The organism is Tatumella sp. JGM130 (assembly GCF_018257525.1).
GTDB lineage: Bacteria > Pseudomonadota > Gammaproteobacteria > Enterobacterales > Enterobacteriaceae > Tatumella > Tatumella punctata.
On record NZ_JAERJS010000008.1, the window covers coordinates 76,711 to 103,193 of the forward strand.

General features: G+C 49.7%; 25 protein-coding genes. 21 read left to right on the forward strand and 4 right to left on the reverse strand.

What is annotated here, in order from left to right:
• Positions 1–276: 276 nt before the first annotated feature.
• The 3 genes from JK211_RS05925 to rlmM are packed head-to-tail and all read left to right on the forward strand — an operon-like array spanning position 277 to position 2,724.
• Complete coding sequence (locus JK211_RS05925) at positions 277–1,233, forward strand: transcriptional regulator GcvA (protein WP_212707749.1); 957 nt, start codon at positions 277–279, stop codon at positions 1,231–1,233.
• Positions 1,233–1,628: a DUF423 domain-containing protein gene (locus JK211_RS05930; RefSeq protein ID WP_212707750.1), complete on the forward strand. Its 396-nt coding sequence runs from the start codon at positions 1,233–1,235 to the stop codon at positions 1,626–1,628. Before JK211_RS05925 ends, JK211_RS05930 begins: the two co-directional genes overlap by 1 nt.
• Positions 1,621–2,724, forward strand: coding sequence for a 23S rRNA (cytidine(2498)-2'-O)-methyltransferase RlmM (gene rlmM / locus JK211_RS05935; protein WP_212707751.1), 1,104 nt, complete (start codon positions 1,621–1,623; stop codon positions 2,722–2,724). The genes JK211_RS05930 and rlmM overlap by 8 nt, the downstream gene beginning before the upstream one ends.
• Here rlmM and xni read toward each other — a convergent pair.
• From xni to queF, 3 genes are all read right to left on the reverse strand, one after another.
• On the reverse strand, positions 2,718–3,494 hold the full coding sequence (gene xni / locus JK211_RS05940) for a flap endonuclease Xni (RefSeq protein WP_212707752.1): 777 nt from the start codon (positions 3,492–3,494) through the stop codon (positions 2,718–2,720). The two genes, rlmM and xni, sit on opposite strands and share 7 nt — an antisense overlap.
• Before the next feature lie 86 nt (positions 3,495–3,580).
• Positions 3,581–4,945: a nucleotide 5'-monophosphate nucleosidase PpnN gene (gene ppnN / locus JK211_RS05945; protein ID WP_212707753.1), complete on the reverse strand. Its 1,365-nt coding sequence runs from the start codon at positions 4,943–4,945 to the stop codon at positions 3,581–3,583.
• A 240-nt stretch (positions 4,946–5,185) separates the two neighbouring features.
• Complete coding sequence (queF, locus tag JK211_RS05950) at positions 5,186–6,031, reverse strand: NADPH-dependent 7-cyano-7-deazaguanine reductase QueF (protein WP_212707754.1); 846 nt, start codon at positions 6,029–6,031, stop codon at positions 5,186–5,188.
• A gap of 61 nt (positions 6,032–6,092) precedes the next feature.
• Here queF and syd point away from each other — a divergent pair, with 61 nt between their 5' ends.
• The 9 genes from syd (at position 6,093) to eno (ending at position 16,957) form a co-directional block, all read left to right on the forward strand.
• A complete protein-coding gene (gene syd / locus JK211_RS05955) occupies positions 6,093–6,644 on the forward strand; it encodes a SecY-interacting protein (protein WP_212707755.1) in 552 nt (183 codons plus the stop codon).
• A 583-nt stretch (positions 6,645–7,227) separates the two neighbouring features.
• Positions 7,228–7,557 (forward strand): YqcC family protein, encoded by a 330-nt coding sequence (locus JK211_RS05960; protein ID WP_343876688.1) that lies wholly within the window; start codon positions 7,228–7,230, stop codon positions 7,555–7,557.
• Positions 7,557–8,348 (forward strand): tRNA pseudouridine(65) synthase TruC, encoded by a 792-nt coding sequence (truC, locus tag JK211_RS05965; RefSeq protein WP_212707757.1) that lies wholly within the window; start codon positions 7,557–7,559, stop codon positions 8,346–8,348. Before JK211_RS05960 ends, truC begins: the two co-directional genes overlap by 1 nt.
• Positions 8,348–8,794: a flavodoxin gene (locus JK211_RS05970; RefSeq protein ID WP_212707758.1), complete on the forward strand. Its 447-nt coding sequence runs from the start codon at positions 8,348–8,350 to the stop codon at positions 8,792–8,794. The genes truC and JK211_RS05970 overlap by 1 nt, the downstream gene beginning before the upstream one ends.
• A 562-nt stretch (positions 8,795–9,356) precedes the next feature.
• Positions 9,357–10,673, forward strand: a complete 1,317-nt coding sequence (rlmD, locus tag JK211_RS05975; protein WP_212707759.1) for a 23S rRNA (uracil(1939)-C(5))-methyltransferase RlmD — start codon at positions 9,357–9,359, stop codon at positions 10,671–10,673.
• Positions 10,674–10,705: 32 nt separating this feature from the next.
• On the forward strand, positions 10,706–12,940 hold the full coding sequence (gene relA, locus JK211_RS05980; RefSeq protein ID WP_212707760.1) for a GTP diphosphokinase: 2,235 nt from the start codon (positions 10,706–10,708) through the stop codon (positions 12,938–12,940).
• A gap of 82 nt (positions 12,941–13,022) precedes the next feature.
• Positions 13,023–13,436, forward strand: coding sequence for a MazG nucleotide pyrophosphohydrolase domain-containing protein (locus tag JK211_RS05985; protein ID WP_212707761.1), 414 nt, complete (start codon positions 13,023–13,025; stop codon positions 13,434–13,436).
• 494 nt (positions 13,437–13,930) lie between these two features.
• The gene (gene pyrG, locus JK211_RS05990; protein WP_212707762.1) at positions 13,931–15,568 is read left to right on the forward strand and encodes a glutamine hydrolyzing CTP synthase; all 1,638 of its coding nucleotides are present in this window, start codon (positions 13,931–13,933) and stop codon (positions 15,566–15,568) included.
• A gap of 87 nt (positions 15,569–15,655) precedes the next feature.
• Positions 15,656–16,957, forward strand: coding sequence for a phosphopyruvate hydratase (gene eno, locus JK211_RS05995; protein WP_212707763.1), 1,302 nt, complete (start codon positions 15,656–15,658; stop codon positions 16,955–16,957).
• Between the two features lie 71 nt (positions 16,958–17,028).
• Here the strand turns inward: eno and JK211_RS06000 are convergent, their stop codons facing one another.
• Complete coding sequence (locus JK211_RS06000; RefSeq protein WP_212707764.1) at positions 17,029–18,411, reverse strand: PLP-dependent aminotransferase family protein; 1,383 nt, start codon at positions 18,409–18,411, stop codon at positions 17,029–17,031.
• Positions 18,412–18,884: 473 nt separating this feature from the next.
• On the opposite strand from JK211_RS06000, the gene JK211_RS06005 reads away from it, so the two are divergent.
• From JK211_RS06005 to JK211_RS06045, 9 genes are read left to right on the forward strand one after another with little or no spacing between them, the layout of a single operon-like run.
• On the forward strand, positions 18,885–19,127 hold the full coding sequence (locus JK211_RS06005; RefSeq protein ID WP_212707765.1) for a Flp family type IVb pilin: 243 nt from the start codon (positions 18,885–18,887) through the stop codon (positions 19,125–19,127).
• 58 nt (positions 19,128–19,185) lie between these two features.
• A complete protein-coding gene (locus JK211_RS06010; protein ID WP_212707766.1) occupies positions 19,186–19,605 on the forward strand; it encodes a prepilin peptidase in 420 nt (139 codons plus the stop codon).
• A 12-nt stretch (positions 19,606–19,617) separates the two neighbouring features.
• Entirely contained in the window at positions 19,618–20,385 is a 768-nt protein-coding gene (locus JK211_RS06015) for a hypothetical protein (protein ID WP_212707767.1), read from the forward strand.
• Positions 20,382–21,740, forward strand: coding sequence for a type II and III secretion system protein family protein (locus JK211_RS06020; RefSeq protein ID WP_212707768.1), 1,359 nt, complete (start codon positions 20,382–20,384; stop codon positions 21,738–21,740). Before JK211_RS06015 ends, JK211_RS06020 begins: the two co-directional genes overlap by 4 nt.
• Positions 21,741–21,750: 10 nt before the next feature.
• On the forward strand, positions 21,751–22,191 hold the full coding sequence (locus JK211_RS06025) for a hypothetical protein (RefSeq protein WP_212707769.1): 441 nt from the start codon (positions 21,751–21,753) through the stop codon (positions 22,189–22,191).
• A gap of 16 nt (positions 22,192–22,207) precedes the next feature.
• On the forward strand, positions 22,208–23,329 hold the full coding sequence (locus tag JK211_RS06030) for a hypothetical protein (protein ID WP_212707770.1): 1,122 nt from the start codon (positions 22,208–22,210) through the stop codon (positions 23,327–23,329).
• The gene (locus tag JK211_RS06035; protein WP_212707771.1) at positions 23,329–24,603 is read left to right on the forward strand and encodes a CpaF family protein; all 1,275 of its coding nucleotides are present in this window, start codon (positions 23,329–23,331) and stop codon (positions 24,601–24,603) included. Before JK211_RS06030 ends, JK211_RS06035 begins: the two co-directional genes overlap by 1 nt.
• Before the next feature lie 3 nt (positions 24,604–24,606).
• The gene (locus JK211_RS06040) at positions 24,607–25,542 is read left to right on the forward strand and encodes a type II secretion system F family protein (RefSeq protein ID WP_212707772.1); all 936 of its coding nucleotides are present in this window, start codon (positions 24,607–24,609) and stop codon (positions 25,540–25,542) included.
• Positions 25,543–25,544: 2 nt separating this feature from the next.
• Entirely contained in the window at positions 25,545–26,396 is an 852-nt protein-coding gene (locus tag JK211_RS06045) for a type II secretion system F family protein (protein WP_212707773.1), read from the forward strand.
• Positions 26,397–26,483 lie beyond the last annotated feature (87 nt).

Sequence of the window (26,483 nt, forward strand, 5' to 3'; positions counted from 1 at the left end):
AAAAATATAAACTATGGACAGACAGGGTATATCACAGGAAATAAACAGGTCTGAAAAACAGACCAAATGCAAACACAACATCACCACCCAAAGCCAAAAGCAAGCGGTCTGACAGAGACTGAATGCTTTCCGTTCCGGCTCAGGAAAGTGCGGCAACTATAGGTATTTGCTGGAGCTTCCTCAATGGACAATTTATAATGCTTCGGATAAAAAAAACTAATGCCTGGTGCTTTGCTGCCCCGGGTGTCTCTTTAGTCTTTGGGTCTGAATATTGTTATGTCAAAACGACTGCCTCCGCTAAATGCCCTGAAAGTGTTCGACGCCGCAGCACGGCACCTGAGTTTCACCCGTGCTGCCGAAGAGCTGTTTGTGACTCAGGCCGCTGTCAGCCACCAGATTAAGTCGCTGGAGGATTTTCTCGGATTGAAACTGTTTCGCCGCCGCAATCGTTCGCTGCTGCTTACCGAAGAAGGGCAGAGTTACTCGCTGGATATTAAAGACATTTTTTCTTCCCTGAATGATGCAACCCGTAAGTTGCAGGCCCGCAGTGCCAAAGGGGCCTTAACCGTCAGTCTGTTACCCAGCTTCGCCATTCAGTGGCTGGTTCCCCGCCTGTCCAGCTTCAATCAGGATTGTCCGGGGATTGATGTCCGTATCCAGGCTGTCGATCGTGAAGAAGATAAACTGGCGGATGATGTGGATGTGGCTATTTTTTATGGCCGGGGCAACTGGCCGGGATTGCGGGTGGAGAAATTATATGCAGAATATCTGCTGCCGGTCTGCTCTCCGGCGTTACTGACCGGGGAACATTCCCTGAAAAGTCCCGCTGATTTAATTCACTTTACCCTGTTACATGATGCGTCACGGCGCGACTGGCAGGCTTATACCCGGCAGCTGGGGTTGTCACAGGTGAATGTGCAGCAGGGGCCAATTTTCAGTCATTCATCGATGGTTTTACAGGCCGCGATCCACGGACAGGGGATCGCACTGGCGAATAATGTTATGGTGCAGAGCGAACTTGAGAGCGGGCGACTGATCAGCCCGTTTAATGATGTTTTAGCCAGTCAGAATGCTTTTTATCTGGTTTGTCATGACAGTCAGGCAGATCTGGGTAAAATAGCCGCTTTCCGGCAATGGATTCTGGCAAGAGCCGCCAGTGAGCAGGAAAAGTTTCGTTTCCGGTATGATGAACACTCCCCGCAGTGGCCCGCTGGCACGATGAGGAACAGGTAATGTCCAGCCGTACAATGTTTATTTTTGTCGCTATCAGTGGGTTTCTGCTGGTGGCATTCGGGGCATTTGGCGCCCATGTATTAAGTAACACTCTGGGAAATAATGAAATGGCCTGGATCCACACCGGGCTGGAATATCAGGCGTACCACACCCTGGCAATACTGGGTCTGGCGGCGGCGATGCTGCGCCGGGCCAATATCTGGTTCTACTGGAGTTCAGCGATGCTGGCTCTGGGCACGGTGTTATTCAGCGGCAGTCTGTACTGCCTGGCGCTGTCTCACCTGAAAATTTTTGTATTTGTAACGCCTGTCGGAGGTCTTTGCTTCCTGGCAGGATGGTTTTTGATGTTGATTGGCGCCCTGCGTCTGAAACGAAAGGCGAGCAGCCATGAATAAAGTTTTATTATATTGCCGGTCCGGTTTTGAAAAAGAATGTGCGGCTGAAATCACTGCCCGTGCCACGGCATTAGAAGTGTACGGTTTTGCCAGAGTTAAAGATAACTCCGGTTATGTTATCTATGAATGTTATCAGTATGAAGATGCCGATAAACTGATCCGCGAAATTCCCTTCCGGTCGCTGATTTTTGCCCGGCAGATGATTGTCGCCGGTGAACTGCTGCGTGATTTACCGCCGGAAGACCGTATTTCGCCGATCAGCGGTATGCTGACCGGTGTGACAGAGAAAGGCGGTGAACTGCGGGTTGAAGTTCCGGATACTAACGAAGCTAAAGAGTTACTGAAGTTCTGCCGTAAATTTACCGTACCGTTACGCGCGGCATTACGGCAGAACGGTATTTTGCTGAAATATGAAAGCAATAAACGGCCGGTGGTGCATGTGTTCTTTATTGCGCCCGGAACCTGTTATGTCGGTTATTCTTACCCTGATAATAACTCGGCATTATTTATGGGGATCCCGCGGCTGAAATTTCCGTCTGATGCCCCGAGCCGTTCGACCCTGAAACTGGAAGAGGCATTTCATGTGTTTATCCCTGCGGATGAATGGGATGAACGGCTGGGCAGCGGGATGTACGCGGTGGATCTCGGTGCCTGTCCCGGTGGCTGGACATATCAGCTGGTGAAACGCAGCATGATGGTATACGCCGTGGATAATGGTCCGATGGCACCTTCCCTGATGGATACCGGGCAGGTGATGCATCACCGGGAAGACGGATTTAAATTCAGGCCACCAGGATCGAATATCAGCTGGCTGGTCTGCGATATGGTAGAGAAGCCGGTCAGGGTAGCGACACTGATGACCGAATGGCTGGTAAACGGCTGGTGCCGGGAAGCTATCTTTAACCTGAAATTACCGATGAAAAAACGTTATGAAGAAGTGACCAGTAATCTGCAGATGATCGAACAGGTGCTGACTTCAAACGGGGTTAACGCACAGATTCAGGCGCGCCAGCTTTATCATGACAGGGAAGAAGTGACTGTGCATATCCGCCGTATCTGGAGCGCAACCCCGGGACGGCTCGACGAGCGTCACTGATCAGCGTCGCTGCCGGCGGGCAGATAACGTAAACTTTTTAAATTGCCCTGCAGGTTCAGGCCGGTGGATAAACGTGCCACCCGGCGTGACAGCAGGGCGATTTGTTCTGTCCCCTGCAGTTTTTTCTGCCACTTCTCCGGTACCTGATCGAGTTGCTGATACAGCTGTTCAAGAGTATTAAACCGGTTAATCAGTTCGCTGGCACTTTTCGGCCCTATACCGGAAACCCCCGGAATTTTACTGCTACTGATCCCGCATAATCCCCAGTAATCAGGCAACTGCTGCGGACTGACACCGTATGTTTCGCGGATAAAGGGCACATCCAGCCAGCGTTTCTGAAAGTAGTCCCGTAACCGGATATCCGGAGCCAGTAACTGACAGTATCCTTTGTCCGTAGAGACAATGGTGGTCTGATGTCCGGCCTGAGACATTTTGCTGGCCAGGGTTGCGGCCAGATCATCGGCTTCATCCTCTCCGGCCTGCCAGCAGTGAATACCAGAGGCTTCGAAAAGCTGTTGCAGAGAAGGCATCAGTTGTTTTAAGTCATCCGGCATGTCCGGGCGACCGGCTTTATAGCCACTGAGTTGCTGATGACGCCAGCCGCGGCGCTGGTGAGGATTATCAAATACCGCCACCACATGGGTCGGCTGACTATGCTGCAAAAGCTGGCGCAGGGCAGAGCGGGTACCGGCAGCACAACTTCCGGCCTGCACCGCGTGAATACGGCGGATAAGATTTAATGCGTCAATAATCAGTAAATGGAGTGTCATAATCGCCGGAGAGTCGCTAAAGGGGACCAAAACCGCCAGTGGCGGAAAGTCTGCCGGCGGGATCCCCGGCCGGCAAACATGCTGTCTTATTTGATAATTTCGTAGCAGGGAATATAGGCACTGCCCGGTAATTTCATCCGGTGCTGTGCAATAAAGCCCTGCAACAGGGTATCCATCCGCTGCATGATATCTGCATCGCCATGAATTTTAAACGGCCCGTGGGCGTTAATTTCGCGGATCCCGCTGTCTTTTACGTTACCGGCGACGATACCGGAAAACATCCGCCGCAGGTCAGCGGCCAGTTTATCCCCGGGCTGATCTTTATACAGGTTCAGGGCTGCCATATTGGCATGGGTCGGCTGAAACGGCAGTTGCAGATCCGGCTCAATCCGTAATGACCAGTTAAAGCTGTAAGCATCGCCGGTTTCGCGGCGATACTCTTTGACGGCGGGCATTGCCTGTCTGATAGTTTTAGCTACAGCCGGTGCATCGCCGATAATGATTTTGTAATGGCGGGTCGCCTCTTTACCGAGGGTATTTACAATAAAGTCATCCAGTATCCGGAAATAGTCGGCACTTTCTTCGGGGCCGGTCAGGATCAGAGGCAGCACCTGTTGACTGTTAGCCGGGTGCATCATAATACCCAGCAGATAAAGCAATTCTTCGGCAGTGCCGACCCCGCCCGGGAAGATAATAATACCGTGGGCGATACGGACAAATGCCTCCAGACGTTTTTCGATATCCGGCATTATGATCAGTTCATTGACCAGTGGATTTGGCGGCTCAGCAGCGATAATTGAAGGCTCTGTCAGGCCGATAAAACGACCGTCACGGTAACGCTGCTGGGCATGGCCGACGGCGGCACCTTTCATCGGGGCTTCCATAACCCCGGGGCCGCAGCCGGTACAGATATTCAGTTCCCGCAGGCCAAGCTGAGTCCCGACATCGCGGCAGTACTGATATTCCACCGGGTTGACCGAATGTCCGCCCCAGCACACAACGTTATTCGGTAACTCACCGATATGCAGCGCACGGGCATTACGTAAAATGGAAAACACCATATTGGTGATAAATGCTGAATCTTCACTGTGCGGGTCACGGAAGCGCCGGGAGTTGTTCAGTTGTCCGGTAACAAACAGAATATCCCGCAGTACCGCAAATAAGTTGGCTTGTAAGGAACGGATGATTTGCCCGTCGACAAAGGCATCTTCCGGCGGATTAATCAGTTCCAGTTTTACCCCGCGTTCGCGGCGCAACACATTAATATCAAAATCGCCGAAGCGTGAAAGTAATTGCTGGCTGTTATCTGTCTGACTGCCTGAATTGAGTACCGCCAGCGAACAGTTACGGAACAGCTGATATAAATCGCTGCTGGCTGTTCTTTTCAGCATATCGACTTCCATTTGTGAAAGCAGATCCATGGCCCCTAACGGGCTGATATGTGTAATCAAGAGAACTCCTTACTCCCCCGGAGGGGCTGCTGCATCACACAGCGGCTGAACATTGATTTGCCGTGACGCCGGCTCCCTGTCCGGTTATCACAGGGATCACCGGGTTATCAAAGTATCGCTGTAGTCTCAGTTTTCACAAGGTTTTTACGTGCCTATTCTGTTTGCAGCCAGGGATTTGCGGCCTGTTTCCCGGTCACTGACAGGGTATTGCGGTAATGACCGGGCAGTTTGCTGACAGTATTACTGGCGGGCCAGCCGTACGTCCGGGGCATCAAAGGGAACATTACTGCGCCACGGGTTGATATCCAGCCCGCCACGCCTTGTGTAACGGGCATAGACCGTCAGTTCCTGTGGCTGACAGAAGTGCAGTAAATCATTAAAAATACGCTCTGCACATTGTTCATGGAACTCGTTGTGCTGACGGAAAGAGAGCAGATAACGTAACAAGGCTTCCCGACGAATACGCGGGCCACGGTAGCGAATCATAACGGAGCCCCAGTCCGGCTGGGAGGTGATCAGACAGTTTGATTTTAACAGATGGCTGACCAGGGTTTCTTCGACCAGTTGCTGGTCCGTAGCTTCAGCCAGTAGTGTATTGTCGAAATGGTAATTGTCGACGCTAATCGGCAGGTCATCGATACATTCGCCGTCAAAGGCACCGATCGGCTGGCCGGCGTATTCACTCAGGCCATGCAGGGTGATGCGGACAGTGCCTTGCGCACAGGCGGCGAGATCCTGTTCCAGGGTACGCCTTACGCTGTCACGGTCAGCGAATTTTGTCTGGTTGAAACTATTGAGATACAGTTTAAAGCTTTTAGACTCAATCAGATTCCGGCTGTCGGCACTGAGGGCCATATTACCGATGGCGACTTGCGGAACACCCTGATTATTCAGCCATGACAGTTCATAAAGTGTCCACAAGTCTTCGCCGTGAAATGGCAGGTTATCGTCCCGCAGATTCAGTGCATCACGGTTAAGGCTGCGGGGAACCGCCTGTAATAACTGCGGTGCGTAATGTTCCGTATAGGATGTTTGTTTACCCAGAGTCAGTCCGTCGAGCGCCTGATGATGGTCATAATGATTCATAACAGTACCACTGATAAAATAGAGTTGTGCTCAGTGTACCCGATCAGAAGTGAGAAAATGAATGATGCAGCAAATCTCAGAGGCGATGGCGGGTTTTACCCGCCGTTATTGCGACCAGTGGCAGCAGCAAACCGGCCATTTACCCTACAGTGAAGCATTGTATGGCATGGACTCTCCCTGTATTACCGCCAGCGATCAGCATGGTGTTTACTGGCAACCGCGGGAATTTACTTTACCTGCCACCCTGGATGCAGTGGAACGCGGGCTGGGGATTGTGATTCAGCCTGCCGTTACCGGCTGGTATACCAGCCAGTTTGCCGGCGATATGCATGCTGCATGGCAGGGAGCACCTCTGACCCTGTTACAGGCATGGAATGAAGATGACTTCAGTCGGGTACAGGAGAATCTGATTGGTCACCTGGTGATGAAACGCCGTCTGAAACAGACGCCGACACTGTTTATCGCTGCTACCGATCAGGACACTGAGATTATTTCGGTCTGTAACCTGAGCGGGGAAGTGATCAGAGAAGCACTCGGCACTAAAAAACGTGAAGTTTTGTCGAAAACTGTCGATGATTTTCTTAGTGAATTAGATGTTGTTGTAACAAATTAAGCAGTTTGTTTGTTTTCGATGGTGAGAGATCCCCGATACAGAGCGGAGTACAGGGAAAAGTCCCCCTTTATTTATCGACGAAGAGTGTTTATAAATCCTTATTTATTAAGTGGTTTATTTTTAAAGTCGTTGAATTATATGAAAAAATAAGATTATTTCAGTGTAAATTTTGTTGCGAAAAACCACAACTCTGCCAGAATGGCTTCCACGGACAGGATGCCAGGGAAGTCAGGTTTTCAGGAAGAAAACAACCCAGGGATGGTGGTGTTTTTACAGGATGTAGAACACCGCAAGGTTATTTCAGGAAGAAGTAACCTGCTCTTATAAAAGAGCAAAATACACCTCCGCAGGAGGGGAATATAGCTGTAGTGGATATATGGCACCTCAATGGACCAGATGACCGTCAGGATGATACGGTAGCAACTGAAAAATCCATTGAATCGCAGGGAGCACCAACGTAGCCGGATTGCTGCAAACAGATTGGGAGTACTGTTTTTACAGTACTCCCTTTTTTATCTCCATCACTTTTCAGCTCTGCAATGGTATGCTGGCGCGGTTTTTATCAGTATTAAGGAGAAAAGCTGTGGCTTTGCACCCCATTATCCTTCAGCGCCTCGTGCAACTGGAACAGATTTTACGTGACTATCAGCTGTGGCAGCAGAATGCACCTCATCCGCAGGCGATGCAAAGTGATCAGCCTTTTTGCCTGGATACCCTGCATCCCCTTGAATGGCTGCAATGGGTTTTTATTCCGCGCCTGACGGCCATGATCGATAGCGGCGGCCCGTTACCCGATAATCTGGCGATTGCGCCTTATTTTGAAATGGCACTGGATCCGCAACTCAGTGTTCGTCCGGTTTTGTTAGTGACCTTGAGAAAACTCGATGGCCTTTTCACACAAGAATCCCCGTAATGCTTGAAATTATTTATCAGGACCGATGGCTGGTGGCGGTGAATAAACCCGCCGGGATGCTGGTTCACCGCAGCTGGCTGGATCGCCATGAAAAGACCTTCGTTATGCAAACGTTACGTGATCAGCTGGGACAGCATGTGTTCACGGTTCACCGGCTGGATCGCCCGACGTCCGGGGTGTTGTTATTTGCATTGTCCGCGGATGTCGCCCGGTTATTATCCCAGCAATTTGAACAGCATCAGTTACAAAAAACCTATCATGCGGTGGTGCGTGGCTGGCTGAAAGACGCCGGGACCCTTGACTATCCGCTGATGGAAGAGCTGGACAAAATCGCCGATAAACATTCTCAGGCCCCGCGAGAGGCGCAGTCAGCCGTGACCGGTTACCAGCCGCTGGCAGAAGCCGGGCTGCCGGTGCCGATTGGCCGTTATGACAGTTGTCGTTATACCCTGATGGAACTGACACCCCATACGGGGCGTAAGCATCAGCTCCGACGGCATATGTCCCATTTACGGCATCCGATTATCGGTGACAGCAGGCATGGCGATTTACGGCAGAACCGGGGGGCAGCCGAGCATTTTGGCTGCCGGCGGCTGATGCTGCATGCCAGCTGTTTATCCCTGACGCATCCGCTAACCGGGCAGCCTTTACAGTTGCGGGCGGGTCTGGACAGGGTCTGGCAACAGGCCTTTGTACATTTTGGCTGGCAGGAGTTACTGAATCGCTTCCCGCTGGCTGCCGAACTGGCAGAATGGGATGACAGTCGATCGACAGACACGGGAGAGGGCTGATGGCAACTATCGGAATTTATATCGGGACCGTCTACGGGAATGCTTTGCTGATTGGCGAACAGGCGGAGCCTTTACTGGCAGCCGCAGGGCACCGGGTACAGTTATTTGAAGAACCGACCCTCAGCCAGTGGCTGGATGAGAGTATCCAAATCAGGCTGATTATTACTTCGACCACCGGACAGGGCGATTTTCCCGACACTATTGGCGGATTGTTTTCAGCGATGAAAGAGCAGCAGGGTTATCAGCCTGAGGTGCGTTACGGTCTGATTGCTCTCGGCGACAGCAGTTACCCGGATTTTTGCGCCGCAGGGCTGGCATTTGACCAGTTATTACAGCAGCAGCTGGCCCGGCGTATCGGTGATGTTCTGATGATCGATGCCGGTGAATATCCTGAGCCGGAAATGGCCGCTCTGCCCTGGCTTGAACAGTGGGTTACTTTGTTGTAAACGTGTCTTTTTCTGCCGTTTTGGTTACCGGCATGCTGTATCCGGCTGCCGGTGACGGAACTTTTTGCCCCGCCCCCGGCCGGAAGTGGCCTGAACGCCGGGAGAGTTGTCATTTGCCCGGAGATATTTTTGTATTTTTTAACGCCACGTTAGCGTGTTTTTACGTATCATTAATCTCAGAAGCAGCAGCGGGCCGGATGTTATCATCGTCCCGCACAGCATATCCTAAGCGGACCTGCGTCATCTGCCGCCACTGCCGACTCAGCATCAGAAGGTGTGATTGTTGTCTGAGGGCATATACAGCGGATTTTGATTGTCGAAAACCGTGATGTCACTGACAATAATGGCAGGGAACGGGGCAGTTGCGGGCAGTCGCTATTATGACCGTTTATTGTAAACATAAACTATACATCAGGAACCTGCCAGCCGTCAGACAGCACCGATATCTGCGTGCCCGGTTTTAATAAAAACGACTGACGGGTTCCATTCGTTCCCTGACATTTGCCGGACAATTTTCCGGCAGCCATCGGGCAATGTGCAATATTAAGAGAATAAATAACTGATGGTGCAATTTTACTCATCCGCGAAACGTCCCGGCCCCCGCAAAGAGCTGGTGGTTACTATTGATGACCTTGACCCTTTTGGTCAGGGGGTTGCCCGTTATCAGGGAAAAACATTGTTTGTCAGTGGTGCACTGCCGGGTGAAAAAGTACAGGTCAGGGTACTGGAAGATAAACGTCAGTACTCGCGCGGTAAAGCAACCCGCATACTGACAGGCAGCCCGCAGCGGGTGACACCTGCTTGTCCCCACTTCGGGGTATGTGGTGGCTGCCAGCAGCAGCATGTTGCCGAAGACCTGCAGCAGCAGAGCAAGGCCCGTGCTTTACAGCGTATGCTCAGCCAGTCAGCCGGAGGTAATATTGAGGTGCAGAAAATTATCCGGGGGGATAGCTGGCATTACCGGCGTCGTGCCCGGCTGAGTTTGCGGTGGAATAAACAGCAGCATCAGCTTGATATGGGGTTCCGTAAAAATGGCAGTAGCGAGATCGTCAATATCGGGCAATGCCCCGTATTGGTGCAATCTTTGTCAGAACTGCTGCCGGCACTCAGGCAGTGTTTAGGCGGTTTGCAGGCAGTTCGTCAGCTGGGTCATATTGAACTGGTACAGGCTGATAATACTGCCGTACTGGTGTTACGCCATCTGCAGCCACTTTCTGCAGGCGATATTGCAAAACTGGAACGATTTTCGCAGAGTCATCAGCTGACATTGTTTTTTGCTGCTGAGAATGACACTCTGCAGCATGTTTGCGGAGAACTGCCTTATTATCAGTCGCATAACCTGAAACTGACTTTCAGTCCACAGGACTTTATTCAGGTGAATGATACGGTTAACCAGCAGATGGTGACTACCGCGATTGACTGGCTGGCATTACAACCCGACGACAGGGTATTAGACCTGTTTTGTGGCATGGGCAATTTCACCCTGCCACTGAGTAAGCAGGCAGAAAATGTAGTGGGTGTTGAAGGGGTTGCAGCATTAGTTCGTCAGGCAGCGTATAATGCGCAGCATAATAATTTGCAGAATGTCACATTTTGTCAGCATGACTTAGAACAGGATGTGGCAGGACAGCACTGGGCGGCACAGGGATTCAGTAAAGTACTGCTCGACCCTGCCAGAGCCGGTGCTGCCGGCATTATGTCGCATATTATTGCGCTGGCACCTGAAAGAATTGTTTATGTGTCTTGTAATCCGGCAACCCTTGCCCGCGACAGTGAACCTTTACTGGCGGCAGGTTATTCCGTGAAACGGGTCGCCATGCTGGATATGTTCCCGCATACCAGCCATTTGGAATCAATGGTGCTGTTTAGCAGAACCTAAACGACCGGACCGGTCGTCATGCAGGAGAAGTTATGGTTGCGGTACGAAGTGCGCATATGAATACGGAGGGAGAATTTGCCCTCGAACAGTGGATTGCCAGCCTGGGGATTGCCAATGAGCAGTCCTGTCAGCGACTGGCGGACTGCTGGCGTTATTGCGAAACGGAAACCAGCCACCATCCGCTTCAACCGATGTTACTGTGGCGCGGTGTTGAAATGGTCGAAATTCTGACTGAACTCAGTATGGATAACGACACATTGCGGGCGGCATTACTGTTTCCGCTGGCAAATGAAAATGTGGTTACTGAGGAGCAGTTAGAAGAGCGCTTCGGCCCGGGCATTGTTTCACTGGTACATGGTGTCCGGGATATGGATGCCATTCGCCAGCTGAAAGCCACACATAATGATTCGATGGCATCAGAACAGGTGGATAATGTTCGTCGCATGTTACTGGCGATGGTGGAAGATTTCCGCTGCGTAGTGATCAAACTGGCCGAACGGGTTGCTCATTTACGGGAAATGAAAGATGCCCCGGAAGATGAACGGGTACTGGCGGCCAAAGAGAGTACCAATATATATGCTCCCCTGGCGAACCGGCTGGGTATTGGTCAGTTAAAATGGGAGCTGGAAGATTACTGTTTCCGTTATCTGCATCCGGATGAATATAAGCGGATAGCCAGACTGTTACATGAACGGCGTATTGACCGTGAACAGTATATCGAAAATTTTGTAGACGGCTTGCGACAGGAAATTGCCCGTGAAGGGGTAAGGGCGGAAGTGTATGGCCGGCCAAAGCATATTTACAGTATCTGGCGAAAAATGCAGAAAAAATCTCTGTCTTTCGATGAGCTGTTTGATGTGCGTGCGGTGAGGATTGTCGCTGAACGTTTGCAGGACTGTTACGGTGCGCTGGGAATTGTTCATACCCTGTATCGTCATTTACCCAGTGAATTTGATGACTATGTGGCAAATCCGAAACCGAACGGTTATCAGTCAATCCATACGGTAGTGCTCGGCCCGCAGGGCAAAACTGTCGAAATACAGATCCGGACCCGGCAGATGCATGAAGATGCTGAGCTTGGAGTGGCTGCTCACTGGAAATATAAAGAAGGGCCGGGGATCACCAGTGCCCGTGGTGCTGCTGGCCATGAAGAGCGTATTGCCTGGTTGCGCAAACTGATTGCCTGGCAGGAAGAGATGGCAGACAGTGGCGAAATGCTGGAAGAAGTCCGCAGTCAGGTGTTTGATGACCGGGTGTACGTCTTTACCCCGAAAGGGGATGTTATTGACTTGCCTTCCGGATCAACGCCCCTCGATTTTGCTTACCATATTCATAGTGATATTGGTCACCGCTGTATCGGTGCCAAAATTGGCGGCCGGATTGTGCCTTTTACCTATCAGCTGCAAATGGGCGATCAGGTCGAAGTGATAACCCAGAAACAGCCAAATCCAAGCCGTGACTGGCTGAATCCTAACCTCGGTTATATTACTACCAGCCGCGGCAGGGCGAAAGTGCATGCCTGGTTCCGCAAACAGGACAGGGATAAAAATATACTGGCCGGACGTCAGATCCTGGACAGTGAATTGAGTCAGCTGGATATCAGCCTGAAAGAGGCCGAAAAACTGTTGTTGCCGCGCTATAACATGACGTCTGTCGAAGAGATTCTGGCGGCGATTGGGGGCGGCGATATTCGTCTGAATCAGATGGTTAATTTCCTGCAGGCGAAACTGAACAAGCCGACAGCCGAGGAAGAAGACCGTATCGCGTTACGCCAGCTGACCCAGAAAAGCCATAGCCAGCAAAACAGCAGCAAAGAGAGTGGCCGGGTGGTGGTGGAAGGGGTCGGAAACCTGATGCATCATATTGCCCGTTGCTGCCAGCCGATTCCGGGGGATGATATTGTCGGCTTTATCACCCAGGGGCGCGGTATATCTATTCACCGTGCCGACTGTGATCAACTGGCAGAGCTGATTAATCATGCGCCGGAACGTATTGTGGATGCGGTGTGGGGAGAGAGTTACTCGAGTGGTTATTCGCTGGTGGTACGGGTGGTTGCCAATGATCGCAGCGGCCTGCTGCGGGATATCACCACCATACTGGCCAACGAAAAAGTGAATGTACTGGGGGTCTCCAGCCACAGTGATACCAAAAAGCAGCTGGCTACCATTGATATGGATATTGAGATTTATAATCAGCAGGTACTGGGCCGGATTCTGGCCCGCCTGAATCAGGTACCTGATATTATCGACGCCAAACGTCGTCATTAACCCACTGGCGGTAGTGGCATTCGCCTGTCGCGGGAGAATGCCGTTACTGTCAGGCCAGCCTTTCTTTTTACCGGACTGACCAATGAATCAATCAGATACCGCACTGCAACGTCTGCTGGATATTATGCAGCAGCTTCGAGACCCGCAGCAGGGTTGCCCGTGGGATAAACAGCAAACCTTTGAGACTATCGCCTCTTATACCCTCGAAGAGACTTATGAAGTGCTGGATGCGATTTCCCGTCAGGATCACCATGATTTGCGTGAAGAACTCGGTGATTTATTGTTCGCCACTGTTAATCTGTCACGTCATCTTGGCAGTAAAGCAGAGACAGCATTGCAAAAAGCCAATGATAAATTTGAAAAACGGTTTCGTCAGGTTGAACAGATTATTGCCGGACAAGGACTGAGCCTGCCGGAGGCGACATTATCGCAGATGGAGGCCGCCTGGCAGCAGGTTAAACAGCAGGAAAAAAACGGTCAGGGAACGAATAACTGACAGCGACGGATCTGTTTTTCAGTGCCGCTCTGCCGCCGGGCAGGCTGGCTGCTGAAACGGGTCACTCTCCAATCCCCGACAGCGTCTGTTTCCGGCCCCGTCACCTGCAGCAGAACTTTCTGCCACCCCGATGGAGCCAGCGGGCCGGAGATGCTTTCCTGCCATCAGGTGACGTTTTTTTACTGAATAATACCGGCAGAAACGGATTGTCCGTTCTATAATTACCGGTGTTTTTGTACATCCGGCCGTCGATTCAGCCACTCAGATGATTAATAACACTTTTTATTCCGTAGCTAACTCGTTTCAGCTTTTTGCGTAAAAGGGATAAAATTGTGATTAAAATCAATCCCGGTGCTGATCATATGCCGTAATGTGTGACTTACGCAGAGTGAAGAGTAAATGAATCATCAATTGTGGCGGATGCGGCTTTCGGGTAGACTGTGTTCCCGTCCTGGTGATTCCACCATCTTTAAACCTTAACTCTCAGGTTCAGCATGACAACGAACTATATTTTTGTGACCGGCGGGGTCGTTTCCTCTCTGGGTAAAGGCATTGCTGCAGCCTCCCTGGCAGCTATTCTTGAAGCTCGTGGTCTGAAAGTGACCATTATGAAGCTTGACCCTTATATTAACGTCGATCCAGGCACCATGAGCCCAACCCAACATGGTGAAGTATTTGTCACTGATGATGGTGCAGAAACGGATCTTGACTTAGGACACTACGAGCGTTTTATCCGCACCCGTATGTCCCGTCGTAATAACTTTACCACCGGACGAATTTACTCCGAAGTGTTGCGTAAAGAACGTCGTGGCGACTACCTGGGGGCGACTATCCAGGTTATTCCTCATATCACTAATGCGATTAAAGAACGCATTATTGAAGGCGGCGAAGGCCACGATGTGGTGCTGGTGGAAATTGGTGGTACGGTCGGTGATATTGAATCACTGCCATTCCTCGAAGCTATCCGTCAGATGGCGGTGGACGTTGGCCGTGAACATACCCTGTATATGCACCTGACCTTAGTCCCTTACCTGGCTGCCGCCGGTGAAGTGAAAACCAAACCGACTCAGCACTCGGTAAAAGAGTTGCTGTCGATTGGTATTCAGCCGGATGTTTTAATCTGTCGTTCAGATCGTGCGGTACCGGCCAATGAGCGGGCGAAAATTGCGCTGTTCTGTAACGTGGCAGAAAAAGCGGTTATCTCGCTGAAAGATGTTGATTCAATTTATAAAATTCCGGGTATGCTGAAGTCTCAGGGTCTGGATGATTTTATCTGTAAACGTTTTAACCTGAATGCTCCGCAGGCTGATTTGTCTGAATGGGAACAGGTTATTTACGAAGAAGCCAACCCGGGCGGTGAAGTAACCATCGGGATGGTCGGTAAATACGTTGAATTACCTGACGCCTATAAATCAGTTATTGAAGCCCTGAAACATGCCGGACTGAAAAACCGCGTGACAGTGAACATTAAACTGATTGATTCTCAGGATGTTGAGACCCGTGGTGTTGAGTTACTGAGTGGCCTGGATGCGATTCTGATCCCTGGTGGCTTCGGTTCCCGTGGTATTGAAGGTAAAATCATCACCGCACAATATGCCCGTGAAAACAACATTCCGTATCTGGGCATTTGCCTGGGAATGCAGGTTGCACTGATCGAATTTGCCCGTAATGTGGCAGGTATGACCGGAGCCAGTTCAACAGAGTTTGAACCTGACTGTAAATATCCGGTTGTTGCGCTGATCACCGAATGGCGTGACGAAGAAGGTAATGTTGAAGTTCGTGATGAGAAGAGTGACCTCGGCGGGACGATGCGTCTTGGAAGCCAGGCTTGCCAGTTGTCTGATGACAGCCTGGTCAGCCAGATGTATGGCTCTCAGACGATTGTTGAACGTCACCGTCACCGCTATGAAGTGAACAATCTGCTGCTGAAACCTATTGAAGCTGCAGGTTTACGGATTGCGGGTCGTTCCGGAGATGACCAGCTGGTAGAAATTATCGAAAACCCGAATCATCCGTGGTTTGTGGCCTGCCAGTTCCATCCGGAATTTACCTCTACACCGCGTGATGGTCATCCGCTGTTTGCCGGTTTTGTCAAAGCATCGGTTGATTATCAGAAAAGTCTGGCGAAGTAAGCTTATCATGGCAACGCGCGAACTTTTCGCGCGTTGCTTGTCTTAAGATTGAGAAGTTTCAGCTTAACTTGTACTGAGGAAAAACGAATGTCCAAAATCGTAAAAGTCATCGGTCGTGAAATTATCGATTCACGTGGTAACCCGACTGTTGAAGCAGAAGTACATCTGGAAGGTGGTTTCGTTGGACTGGCAGCTGCACCGTCAGGTGCTTCCACGGGTTCCCGTGAAGCGCTGGAACTGCGTGATGGCGATAAATCTCGTTTCCTGGGTAAAGGCGTGACTAAAGCAGTCGCGGCGGTTAATGGCCCGATCGCTGACGCGGTAACCGGTAAAGATGCCAAAGACCAGGCAAATATCGATAAGATCATGATCGAGCTGGATGGTACCGAAAATAAATCTAAGTTCGGTGCTAACGCAATTCTGGCCGTTTCTCTGGCGGCAGCAAAAGCAGCTGCAGCGTCTAAAGGTCTGCCTCTGTACGCCCATATTGCTGAACTGAATGGTACTGCCGGTAAGTTCTCTATGCCACTGCCGATGATGAACATCATCAATGGCGGCGAGCATGCGGACAACAACGTAGATATTCAGGAATTTATGATCCAGCCGGTTGGCGCTTCCAGTGTCAAAGAAGCTATCCGTATTGGTTCAGAAGTTTTCCATCATCTGGCAAAAGTACTGAAGGCGAAAGGCCTGAATACGGCAGTCGGTGATGAAGGTGGCTATGCACCTAACCTGGCTTCTAATGCTGAAGCACTGGCTGTTATCGCCGAAGCGGTAAAAGCTGCCGGTTATGAGCTGGGCAAAGATATTACTCTGGCGATGGACTGTGCCGCCTCTGAGTTTTATAACAAAGAAACGGGTAACTACGAGCTGAAAGGCGAAGGTAAGACCTTCACTTCTCAGGAGTTCACCCACTATCTGGAACAGCTGACCGAACAGTATCCGATCGTTTCTATCGAAGATGGTCTCAACGAGTCTGACTGGGATGGTTTTGCTTACCAGACGAAAGTCCTTGGCGATAAACTGCAGCTGGTCGGTGATGACCTGTTTGTCACTAATACCAAAATCCTGAAAGAAGGTATTGAGAAGGGTATCGCTAACTCTATTCTGATCAAGTTCAACCAGATCGGTACTCTGACCGAAACTCTGGCTGCGATCAAAATGGCGAAAGATGCCGGTTACACCGCCGTAATTTCTCACCGTTCCGGTGAAACAGAAGATGCCACGATTGCTGATCTGGCGGTAGGTACCGCAGCCGGTCAAATCAAAACCGGTTCAATGAGCCGTTCTGACCGCGTTGCAAAATATAACCAGCTGATCCGTATCGAAGAAGCACTGGGCCAGAAAGCCCGCTTTAACGGACGTAAAGAGATCAAAGGCCAGGCATAAATTTTCTGCCACCTGCTAAGGTTATCAGCCCCCGGCGCTTCAGGGCCCGGGGGCTTTTTTATGTGCGGATTTTAATAACAGACGTCTGACGCATCCTGTAACTGCAGATTAATTTTCTCTATCTCCGCGAAACTGAGTAAATCAAACGGATAAATAATCCCGGCCCGTGCCTGCCGTTTTTCCTGCGGGACGAGGCGAAAGATATCTACCGGAAAAAAGTAACGATTAATCAGCCCTTCGGGCAACTGACGGATCCCGGTATGAAAAGTCAGGAATCCACTATTTTCGCTGCCATCATAATCCATACCCGGCCATCGTTGCTGTATTCCTTCCTGTGCCAGAGCCACTTTCTGTTGCCGGGCTTGCAACCGGCCGGTCAGGTATTTCATAAAGTGCGGAGAATCAAGGAACGAACTGAGCAGCGCACTGGTCAGCGGATTGGTATCACTGGTCAGTAACGGGATAAATTGCCGTATCAGCTGTATAAATTGCGGAGATGCGGCGATACAGCAGACATTAATACCGCTGCCGGTCAGCTCAGCCAGATGGGTAAGATAGATGATATGCGGGTCAGGGTACTGATGCCTGAGGGCCGGGGTCACGGACTGGCCAAAGCCCAGCATCGCAAAGCAGTCATTTTCTATGATCAATGCATTATGATGACATGCCCATTCATACAGGGTGTGGCGTCTGCTGTCACTGAGAGAGACCCCCATCGGAAACTGGCGCGCCGGTGAGGTAAAGATAAGGTCAGCGCCAGCCGCAGGGAAATCTGCGACACAGATCCCTTGCTGATCGACAGCTATCGGAAGTACGCGGAAATTGAGGCTGCGGAACAGTTCACGAACATGCAGCGGGCAGGGATCTTCTACCAGAATGGTGGGTTGCTGGCGGGTACTGGCAACACTGGCGCCGATCAGTAACAGTGCTTCCTGCATCCCGGAAGATAACACCATATTCTCTGGCAGCAGAGAGATACCCCGTGAGATCAGAATAAAGCGACATAAACTGTTTTTCAGCCGTTTATCGCTGACTTCCCAGCGATTCCAGCCGGTTTGTAACTGGGGAGAGCTGCTGCCCAGACACCAGCGGCGGATAAAATGCTTAGGTAATTGTGTGCGGTTATGGCGTTCCAGCGATTGATAGGCTGCGGTCACCGGGGGCTTTTTTTCGCTGTGCGGTGGCTGTTTTTCGGCCGTCTTACCGATTTGTGGCTGAGGATCACGGCCTTCCGGGGCGCTGATCACCAGATAACCGCTGCGTTCATGTCCCTGGATATAGCCAAGAGACTCCAGAGTTTTATAGACCACCAGCACCGTCCCGCGGGAGACGTTATATCGATCACTCATGATCCGTATGGAGGGTAAAAAGTCGCCCCGTTTCAGGATACCTGAAAAAATCATCTGGCTGATATCATCAATAATTTGTTTTTTAATCGCTTGTTTGCTTTGCATCGATACATGTTCCCTATGAATATCACTTAGTTATTATTTTTATTTGCAGATATAAATAGCACGATGAGAAAGTATTTCGCAAGATAAATAAACTATTGTTATCATTTTGTTTTAAAATATCCATGCATTGTTAGTGTTGATCATTTCATTTATCCTTCCATCAGGAGGAAGGTATTCATAGTCTGGATATAGTTTCATTTGTTATGAATTTTTCCTATGAAATTAAATGTCGCGTATGCTCATGTTACGTTATTTGAGAATAACTAAAATCTAATAGCTGGTTTATATGACTGCTTTGTGTCAGATTATATTTTATATATAAACAGTGTCATTTTTTAATTTAACTTCTGCTACTTGTATATTCGGGGTCGGATCGTATTATTTTAGGGTGACCCGGGATGCCGGGGCACAGAGTCTGGAGCATTAATATTAATTATATTTAATAGGTAATATTATATTTAAGGATGAAGAAAATGATTAACCAACTGACCTCGTTATCTCTGAAAGCTCAGCTTTTCGTGACTGAAAGCGGCCGGCGTGCATTTCAGGTAATGCGTAAGGAAGATGGCGTGACGGCCATTGAATATGCAGTGATTGCTGTGGCGGTCAGCGGTATGTTGCTGACGCTGTTTGGTTCTCAGGATGCGCCATTCCTGAAAGCGATTACCGATAAATTTACCCTGCTGGCAGATAATATCAAACAAGCGAATCCTTGATAAATGACATCACCTGTCTATAAGGAGGAGCAGTTATCCTCCTTATTCTGAAATACGTATGAAGGTATTTATTCTTTTGCTGTTAGGGATAGTGCTGTTATCCGTCTGTTATACAGATATCACTAACAGAAAAATAAAAAACAAGGCTGTCTTTCTGGTGGCTTTGTTTTCAGCTTTATTATCCGTCACCAGTACTGGCTCGTTAAATTTACTCTATCCGTTAATAGTGTTAATCGTCGGTTTTTTACTGGTGTTCGTCAATGTGATCGGTGCGGGAGATATAAAGCTTATTGCGGCACTCAGTCTTTCTGTTCCTGCAGGCCAGATACCCGAATTTATATTATGGATAACCTTATCCGGGGTGCCACTGATTCTGGTTGTCGTTGTACTGCGGCTGGTGTTACCGGCCAGAAAAACGATGACCCTGCCTTACGGGGTTGCAATAAGTATCGGCTATTTACTTCACCTTTTGGGATAAACAGGACAACCAGTGAACCAGAGACTATTAGTAATTCTGGCTGTTTTATTACTTATTGTCGGGGCTTTTGGCTTGCTGATGAATAGCGGCCCGCCACCGCAGAGTTCTGCACCGGAGCCGCTGATGCAGGTCAGCTATTTTGTCAGCGAAAAGATATTGCCCACAGGCAGCCTGCTGCGGGATGAGGATTTCGTGATTAAAACCGAGTTCCTGCCTGCCGATAGCCGGGAGGCCACCGAAGAATCTCCTGAATCATTGCGCGGGATGTTTCTGGTAACAGATAAAGCGCCAGGAGAGCGGATCAGTCCGGCAGATGTCAGTGTTGATGATCCAAAGAACAAACTCGCGGCGGCCAATATGATCCGTTACAACATTGTCGTTAATGAGGAATTTACCGGTGCGTTACAGCAACTGCGTGCAGGTGATTACGTCGATGTATATTTGCGGTTTTCCTCAGAAAATACCAAAGCACGGCGTAAAAACAGCGAAAGCCTGTTATACGGAGAATCATCACTCAGTTTTTTCCGCATTTTTGAATCGCGAAGGGTGATCAGCCGCCCTGAAAAAGCAGCGCCTTCATTACTGGAGCGTAAATCATTGATAGAAAGCGGTAATAAGGGAGAAGTGACCGGCAGTCTGTCCCTTGATCTTGAACTGAGCCCTGCGGACCTGAAACGTTTATACAGGGTGACCCGGAAATACGACATTATTCTGTTTCCCGGGGGGGCCGGTAATGTTCAGAGGAAGACGTTGAGTGAACAGCAAGGAGCAGCTAAATGAATTTTCTGGTCAGACTGATTAACCCCATTCCCCGTTTGTACTTCTGGCTGAGCGGCCTGCTGCTGCTCAGTGTCTTACTGTCCGCCAGTGCCGCTGCAGAGACTCTGTACCTGGCGAAAGGGGGTGCCAGAACCCTGAAAATGAATACGGTCATTGATACGGTTTTCACCACTGATCCGGAAATTGTCGATTATAACCTGATCAGTGATCGTGAAGTGGTGATCTACGGTATTCAGAATGGTATTGGCGAGATCCTGTTGGTACAGAATGATGTGACGCGCAAAATTCAGGTGGTGGTCGATCCGCTGGTCGGTAAGCTGGCGGCACAGATTCAGGACCAGTTTCCCGGTTCAACCATTGAACTCAAAAAAGTCGGGGACAGCTATATCCTGGCGGGTATCGCGGTAGATGAAGAAAGCAGAGACAGTATTTATCAGATTGTCGGCGAAGCCCTGGGAATGGAAGCCGATACGGAAGTGGTGCGGATATCTACCGAAAATATGGGCGATATCAAAATTCCGTCTCTGACCCAAATCAGCTACAAAAAATTGCAGAACCGTATGCGACTTCCGCAGGCCAATCAGGTAAATGTCAAAATATCCATCGTTGAACTGAATAAAAGTTACAGCGATACCCTGGGCATTGAATGGGGGCAGTCACTGGATGTCGGGAACTTTGTGCTGAATAAACTCCGCTTTAACGCCAGTGAGTTAACCTCAATGATCCATGCCCTCGGCAATGAATCGGTGGCAAGGGTACTTGCTGAACCAAATTTATCGGTACTGTCAGGTGAGACGGCTGATTTTCTGGTCGGCGGAGAAATCCCCATTATGACCAGCTCCTCCAATGGGACCAGTGTCGAATATAAAGAGATTGGCGTCAGGATGACTATCGGGGCGAAAGTTGAAAACAGTCAGAAAGTTAAGTTAATGATTTATCAGGAGGTGAGTAACGTCGATGACCAAAGTACCTCGACGGATTCCACCTATTATTTACCTGCCCTGAAATCCCGTAAAGCCAGAACGACGGTTGAACTGGCTGACGGAGAGAGCTTTGTACTGGCGGGATTACTCAGTGAATCTGAGCAGGAAATTCTGAAAAAAGTCCCCTTTATTGGTGATATTCCGGTATTAGGTGCCTTTTTCCGTTCGACAGCAGCGCGCCGGGAAAAAACAGAGCTGGTGGTGGTGGCGACCATTAATCTGGTCCGGCCTGTCTCCTCAAGCCAGGTCACTTTGCCTGCATGGCAGCGTAGCAGCCTGCTGGAGCGCTATTTTAATATCAGTAATGTGACCGGCAGCAGTGCAGAAAAAGGTGTAATCAGTTTTATAGAACAGGGCGGCTTTATTTACTAGAGAGGCAGTTATGCGGCAATGGATTCTGCTGTTAATCGGATTATGGAGCGGCTTTGGTCTTGCCGCTCAGGGGTACCAGTTTAGCCTGAAAGGGCGCAGTGATATTGACCAGGAAATACTGGTGGCTGAGGTTATCTCGTTCCATCAGTATCTCGGGGGCGGGCTGACTGTGCAGTGGTATCTCAGTGATGCGGATCAACTGGCGAAACGGATTAAACAGCGGCTGATCAGTGCGGGAATTTCACCTGAATATGTACAGTTGCAGAAGCAACCGACACAAAATAGTGCAGAGACTGCTGCGCTGGTCAGTATCATGCTGAATACAGAAAAAAATGGTTCGCTGTGTCAGTCACAGCAAAGCACCTATCGTTTTGATACTTATCCGGATATTGGCTGTGCAGTAGACAATAATCTTAAAGCCTCACAGCGGCGTGAAACCACCATAAACTGACTGGCAGGGAGGCCGGATGTTGTTATTTTCGTCCAGTGATAAACGGCAGGATACACCGACAGAAAGCGTGCTGGTGATCGCCGCCACGCCTTCCGTGATGGAGAAAGTCTGTGAACAACTGGCTATCAGGGACAGTGGCGAAGTTCGCCGCTTTACCGGGACGGTGCCACAGCTTGAACATTACACGGAATCAGCCAATGTTGATGTGGTGATTTTTGAAGTCACCCCTCAGGACTCACCGGAATCTGTTGCCCGGCTGATGGAGTTACATATTGCGCGCACTGCAATACAGATTGCGGTCGGCGCCCAGGACTCTCTGATACTGGCAGACAGTTATCTGCAGCAGGGGATTTTTTACTGTCACTATCCGTCACAGCTGAATCGTATTGGTTCGCTGATATCAGCAAAAAATCAGCCTGGCAGAGATATGACCAGCGCCGTCAAAATCGCTATTCTTGGCTGTAAAGGTGGTATAGGGACCTCCTTGCTCAGTTACCATATTGCAGAAGATATCGCCAGGTTACGTCAGTCACCGACTCTGCTGGTACAGGGCAGCGGCGGCAGCCGCAATCTGGACCTGATTTCCCGGGTATCGATCAGTAATGAAGTGACGTTGTTGCAGAATAATTTCTTTGCCATGTATGAAGAAAAAAGTCATGCCTGGCGTTTCAATAATTCGGTCTACGATCGTCACCAGTGTGTGGTTTTTGATTTCAGCGCTTATAACGCTGCTGATGAAGACATTGAAAATGTTCTGACCCATTCTGATTGTGTCTTGCTGGTCTGTGACCGGAATCTCTCCTCAGTACGGGTGGCTAAAAAAATCCTTGAAGCGAATGCCCACCTGCAAAGCAGTCATAACGGCATTAAACGCCTTTACCTCTGTTTTAATCAGCATCACCCCAAAGTCAGTGGCGAGGTGAATGCCCGTGAGGCCGGTGACCTCGTCGGCCAGCCTGCTGATGTCACGGTGCCTTATATGCTGAAGTCCGGTGATCCGTCACTGAATATCGACTTTAGTGGTAAGCAGCGGCGGGTTTTACAAAATATAAGTTACCTGTTGTTAGGCAAGAAAAAAGAGTTACCAGGATCATTATTTTCAGCAGTAAAGCAGCGGCTTACAGGGAGGTCTGACTAATGGTGAACCCGAAATATGCGGAGTTGTCCCGCCAGTTACGCAGCCTGGCACTGCCCCGGCTGGAGCTCGATCTGATCGATAAATTACGGGATGATCGCACCGCGCTGATCCGCGAAATATCGCAGGTGATCCACCGCACCAGTGTTGAGCACAACCAGTATTTACCTTCGGAGGAAACCAGAGAGCTGGCATCTTCAATGGCTGATGAAATACTGGGCGTCGGACCATTACGGGAGTTAATGGAAGATGAATCGGTCAGCGATATTCTGGTCAATGGCCCGGACAATATTTTTGTCGAACGCAGCGGGAAGCTGGTATTCACCGGTAAACGCTTTATTGATAACCAGCAGCTGACGGAAATTGCCAAACGGCTGGTCGGTCGTGTCGGACGGCGGGTTGATGAATCCCAGCCGCTGGTCGATGCCAGGATGGCGGATGGCAGCAGGCTGAATGTGGTGATAAACCCTGTGGCTCTCGACGGGACTTCGATCTCCATCCGTAAATTCAGTAATGTGTCACGTACCCTGCGGGATCTGGTGAGCTGGGGAGCAATGAGTGAACAGATGGCGAATTTTCTGTCGATCGCGGTTCGCTGTCAGACCAATATCGTTATCTCCGGCGGAACCGGTTCGGGGAAAACCACCTTACTGAACGCATTATCACAGCATATCAATAGTGATGAGCGAATTATTACTCTCGAAGATGCGGCAGAACTGAAACTGCAACAACAGCATGTGGTGAGGCTGGAAACTCGTATGGCCGGGGCTGAAAATAGCGGCCAGATCACAATGCGTGATCTGATGATTAACACCCTGCGTATGCGGCCAGACCGGATTATTGTCGGAGAGTGCCGTGGCGGTGAAACTTTTGAGATGTTGCAGGCGATGAATACCGGCCATGATGGTTCTATGACCACCCTGCATGCTAACTCGCCACGTGATGCGCTCGCCAGGCTGGAAAACATGGTAATGATGGCCAACCTTAACCTGCCGGTGGATGCTATCCGACGCAATATTACTTCGGCAATTAATCTTATTGTCCAGACTAACCGCCTGTACGACGGGTCGAGAAAAATTACCCATATTACTGAGGTGATGGGCCTCGAAGGCGACACGATTGTTATGCAGGATATTTTCAGCTTTGCCGTGGATGACAGTGTCCAGGGCAAAGTTGTGGGGCGTTTTACTACCCCCGGATTTTCTGTTCGTTCCAGTGTTTATCGGCGGGCCAAAGCATATGGCTGCGATGATTTACTAAAAACTGTATTTGGGTAGGCAATGAATCTGTTATTCATGTTACTGCTGATAATGGCGGGGTTATGTCTGCTGATTGTTTTGCAACGTAATCAGTTTACCCGCAAATCCTTATCTTATTCCGGACAGCGGAAGCAGATGCTGATCTCAATTATCAGCCAGAAAACCGCCCGGGTGTCTGAGGAAACCCCGATTATCTCGCGGCTGAAAACCGGTATTACGGATAAGTTATCCGCGATCTTCCGGCTTTTTTATGCCGGCAGTACCGGTGCGCTGATTAAAAATCTGACTATCCCGTTATTAATAGCGATGGCGATACTGGCGCTTAATGCTCTGTATATCGGCCTGCCCCTGAGCTGGGTTGCTGCCGCCAGTCTGGTTGCCTGTTACCTGGTGTTTTATAAAATTATTAAAAAACGCCATTACCAGCAGTTTTCACTCGATTTCAGTGAAGCACTGACCACGATTGGCGGAGCAATTACCTCCGGACGGACATTTTTGCAGGCAATGTCTGATTACAGCCAGAGCCGGAACAACGGCCTGTCACGTGAGTTTTCGGTTATTTCGCGGCGACTTAACTTTGGCGAGCAGGCGGAGGTTGTATTTATGGAGTCGTGGCGCAATTACCCCTATCGCGAATATTACTTTTTTATTGTTGCTATCCTGCTGAATATCAACAGCGGTGGCCGGTTGCGTGAGGTGCTGGGCAAACTTCAGCGGTCTATCTCTAACGGCATTGCTATGGAGAAAAAAATGCTGTCGATGACCTCAGAAATGCGCATGTCATCAAAGATCACCGGGGCCATTCCCTTCGTATTTCTGATTTTACTCAAGTTTATCAGCCCGGAGAACTTCCAGTTTGTACTTGAAGACCAGCAGGGCCGCGTATTGCTGTATTACCTGATAGGCAGTGAAGTCACCGGACTGCTGGTCATTAAATTTCTGATGAGGAAATTATAACCATGAACCCGATGCTGGTAATGATGATAGTAATTGTGCTGGTAATTACCGGGAACCTGTTACTGAGAAAAATACGGAACCGGAAATTACAGCAGGCGTTAACTGTAGCTGATGCCAGTGTACATAAACTTAAAATTCAGCAACTGAAAGAACACCATCATACGGAAATAGTGCTGGAACAGAATAATCCGCTGCTGAATATTTACCGCAAGCTTGATGCCAATATGGCTTACAAAGGATTGCTGGCCATGGGGATGTTTATGCTGGTGGTGGCCGGGGCCTTTTTTTCCGGACAGCCTCTCAGCCGGCAATCCTTGCTGATGGCGGCGATGATAAGTCTGGTATCGACGATTATTTTGCCGGGCATGCTGAGGTCGGTGTTTGTCAAACGCAGGGTCAAAACACTCAGTGCTGAACTACCCTGGATGATCGAATTACTGGCTATCGGTGTGCAGTGCGGTATGACCATTGAGCAGGCATTCAAATTTTTATCTGACAAGATGTCCGGAATTAATCCTGACTTTGTTCCTTTTATCAGTCGTCTGGTCCGACGTACCGAGGTCAGCGGACTGAGTGTTGCTCTGGAGCATTTTTATCGTGAATTACCGTCAGCAGAAACCCGGATGTTTTGCGCCATGCTGCAACAAAGTATTCAGTACGGCTCATCAATGTATGAACAGCTGGTTGAGCTGGCCAGGGAAATCAGAGAGGTTCAGTTACTGGCGACCGAAGAAAAAATCGGTCAGCTCGGAGCGAAGATGAGTGTGCCACTGATTCTGTTTTTTATGTTTCCGGTCATTATTATCGTTGCAGCACCGGGGATCATGAGGTTGATGGGGAATATGGGGAATTAATAACGTGAAACTAAATAGCTGCGCCAAATAGTAGATCACTTTAAGGGAACTCAGCCCGGATTGTGCGATCTGATCAATCGCCAAACA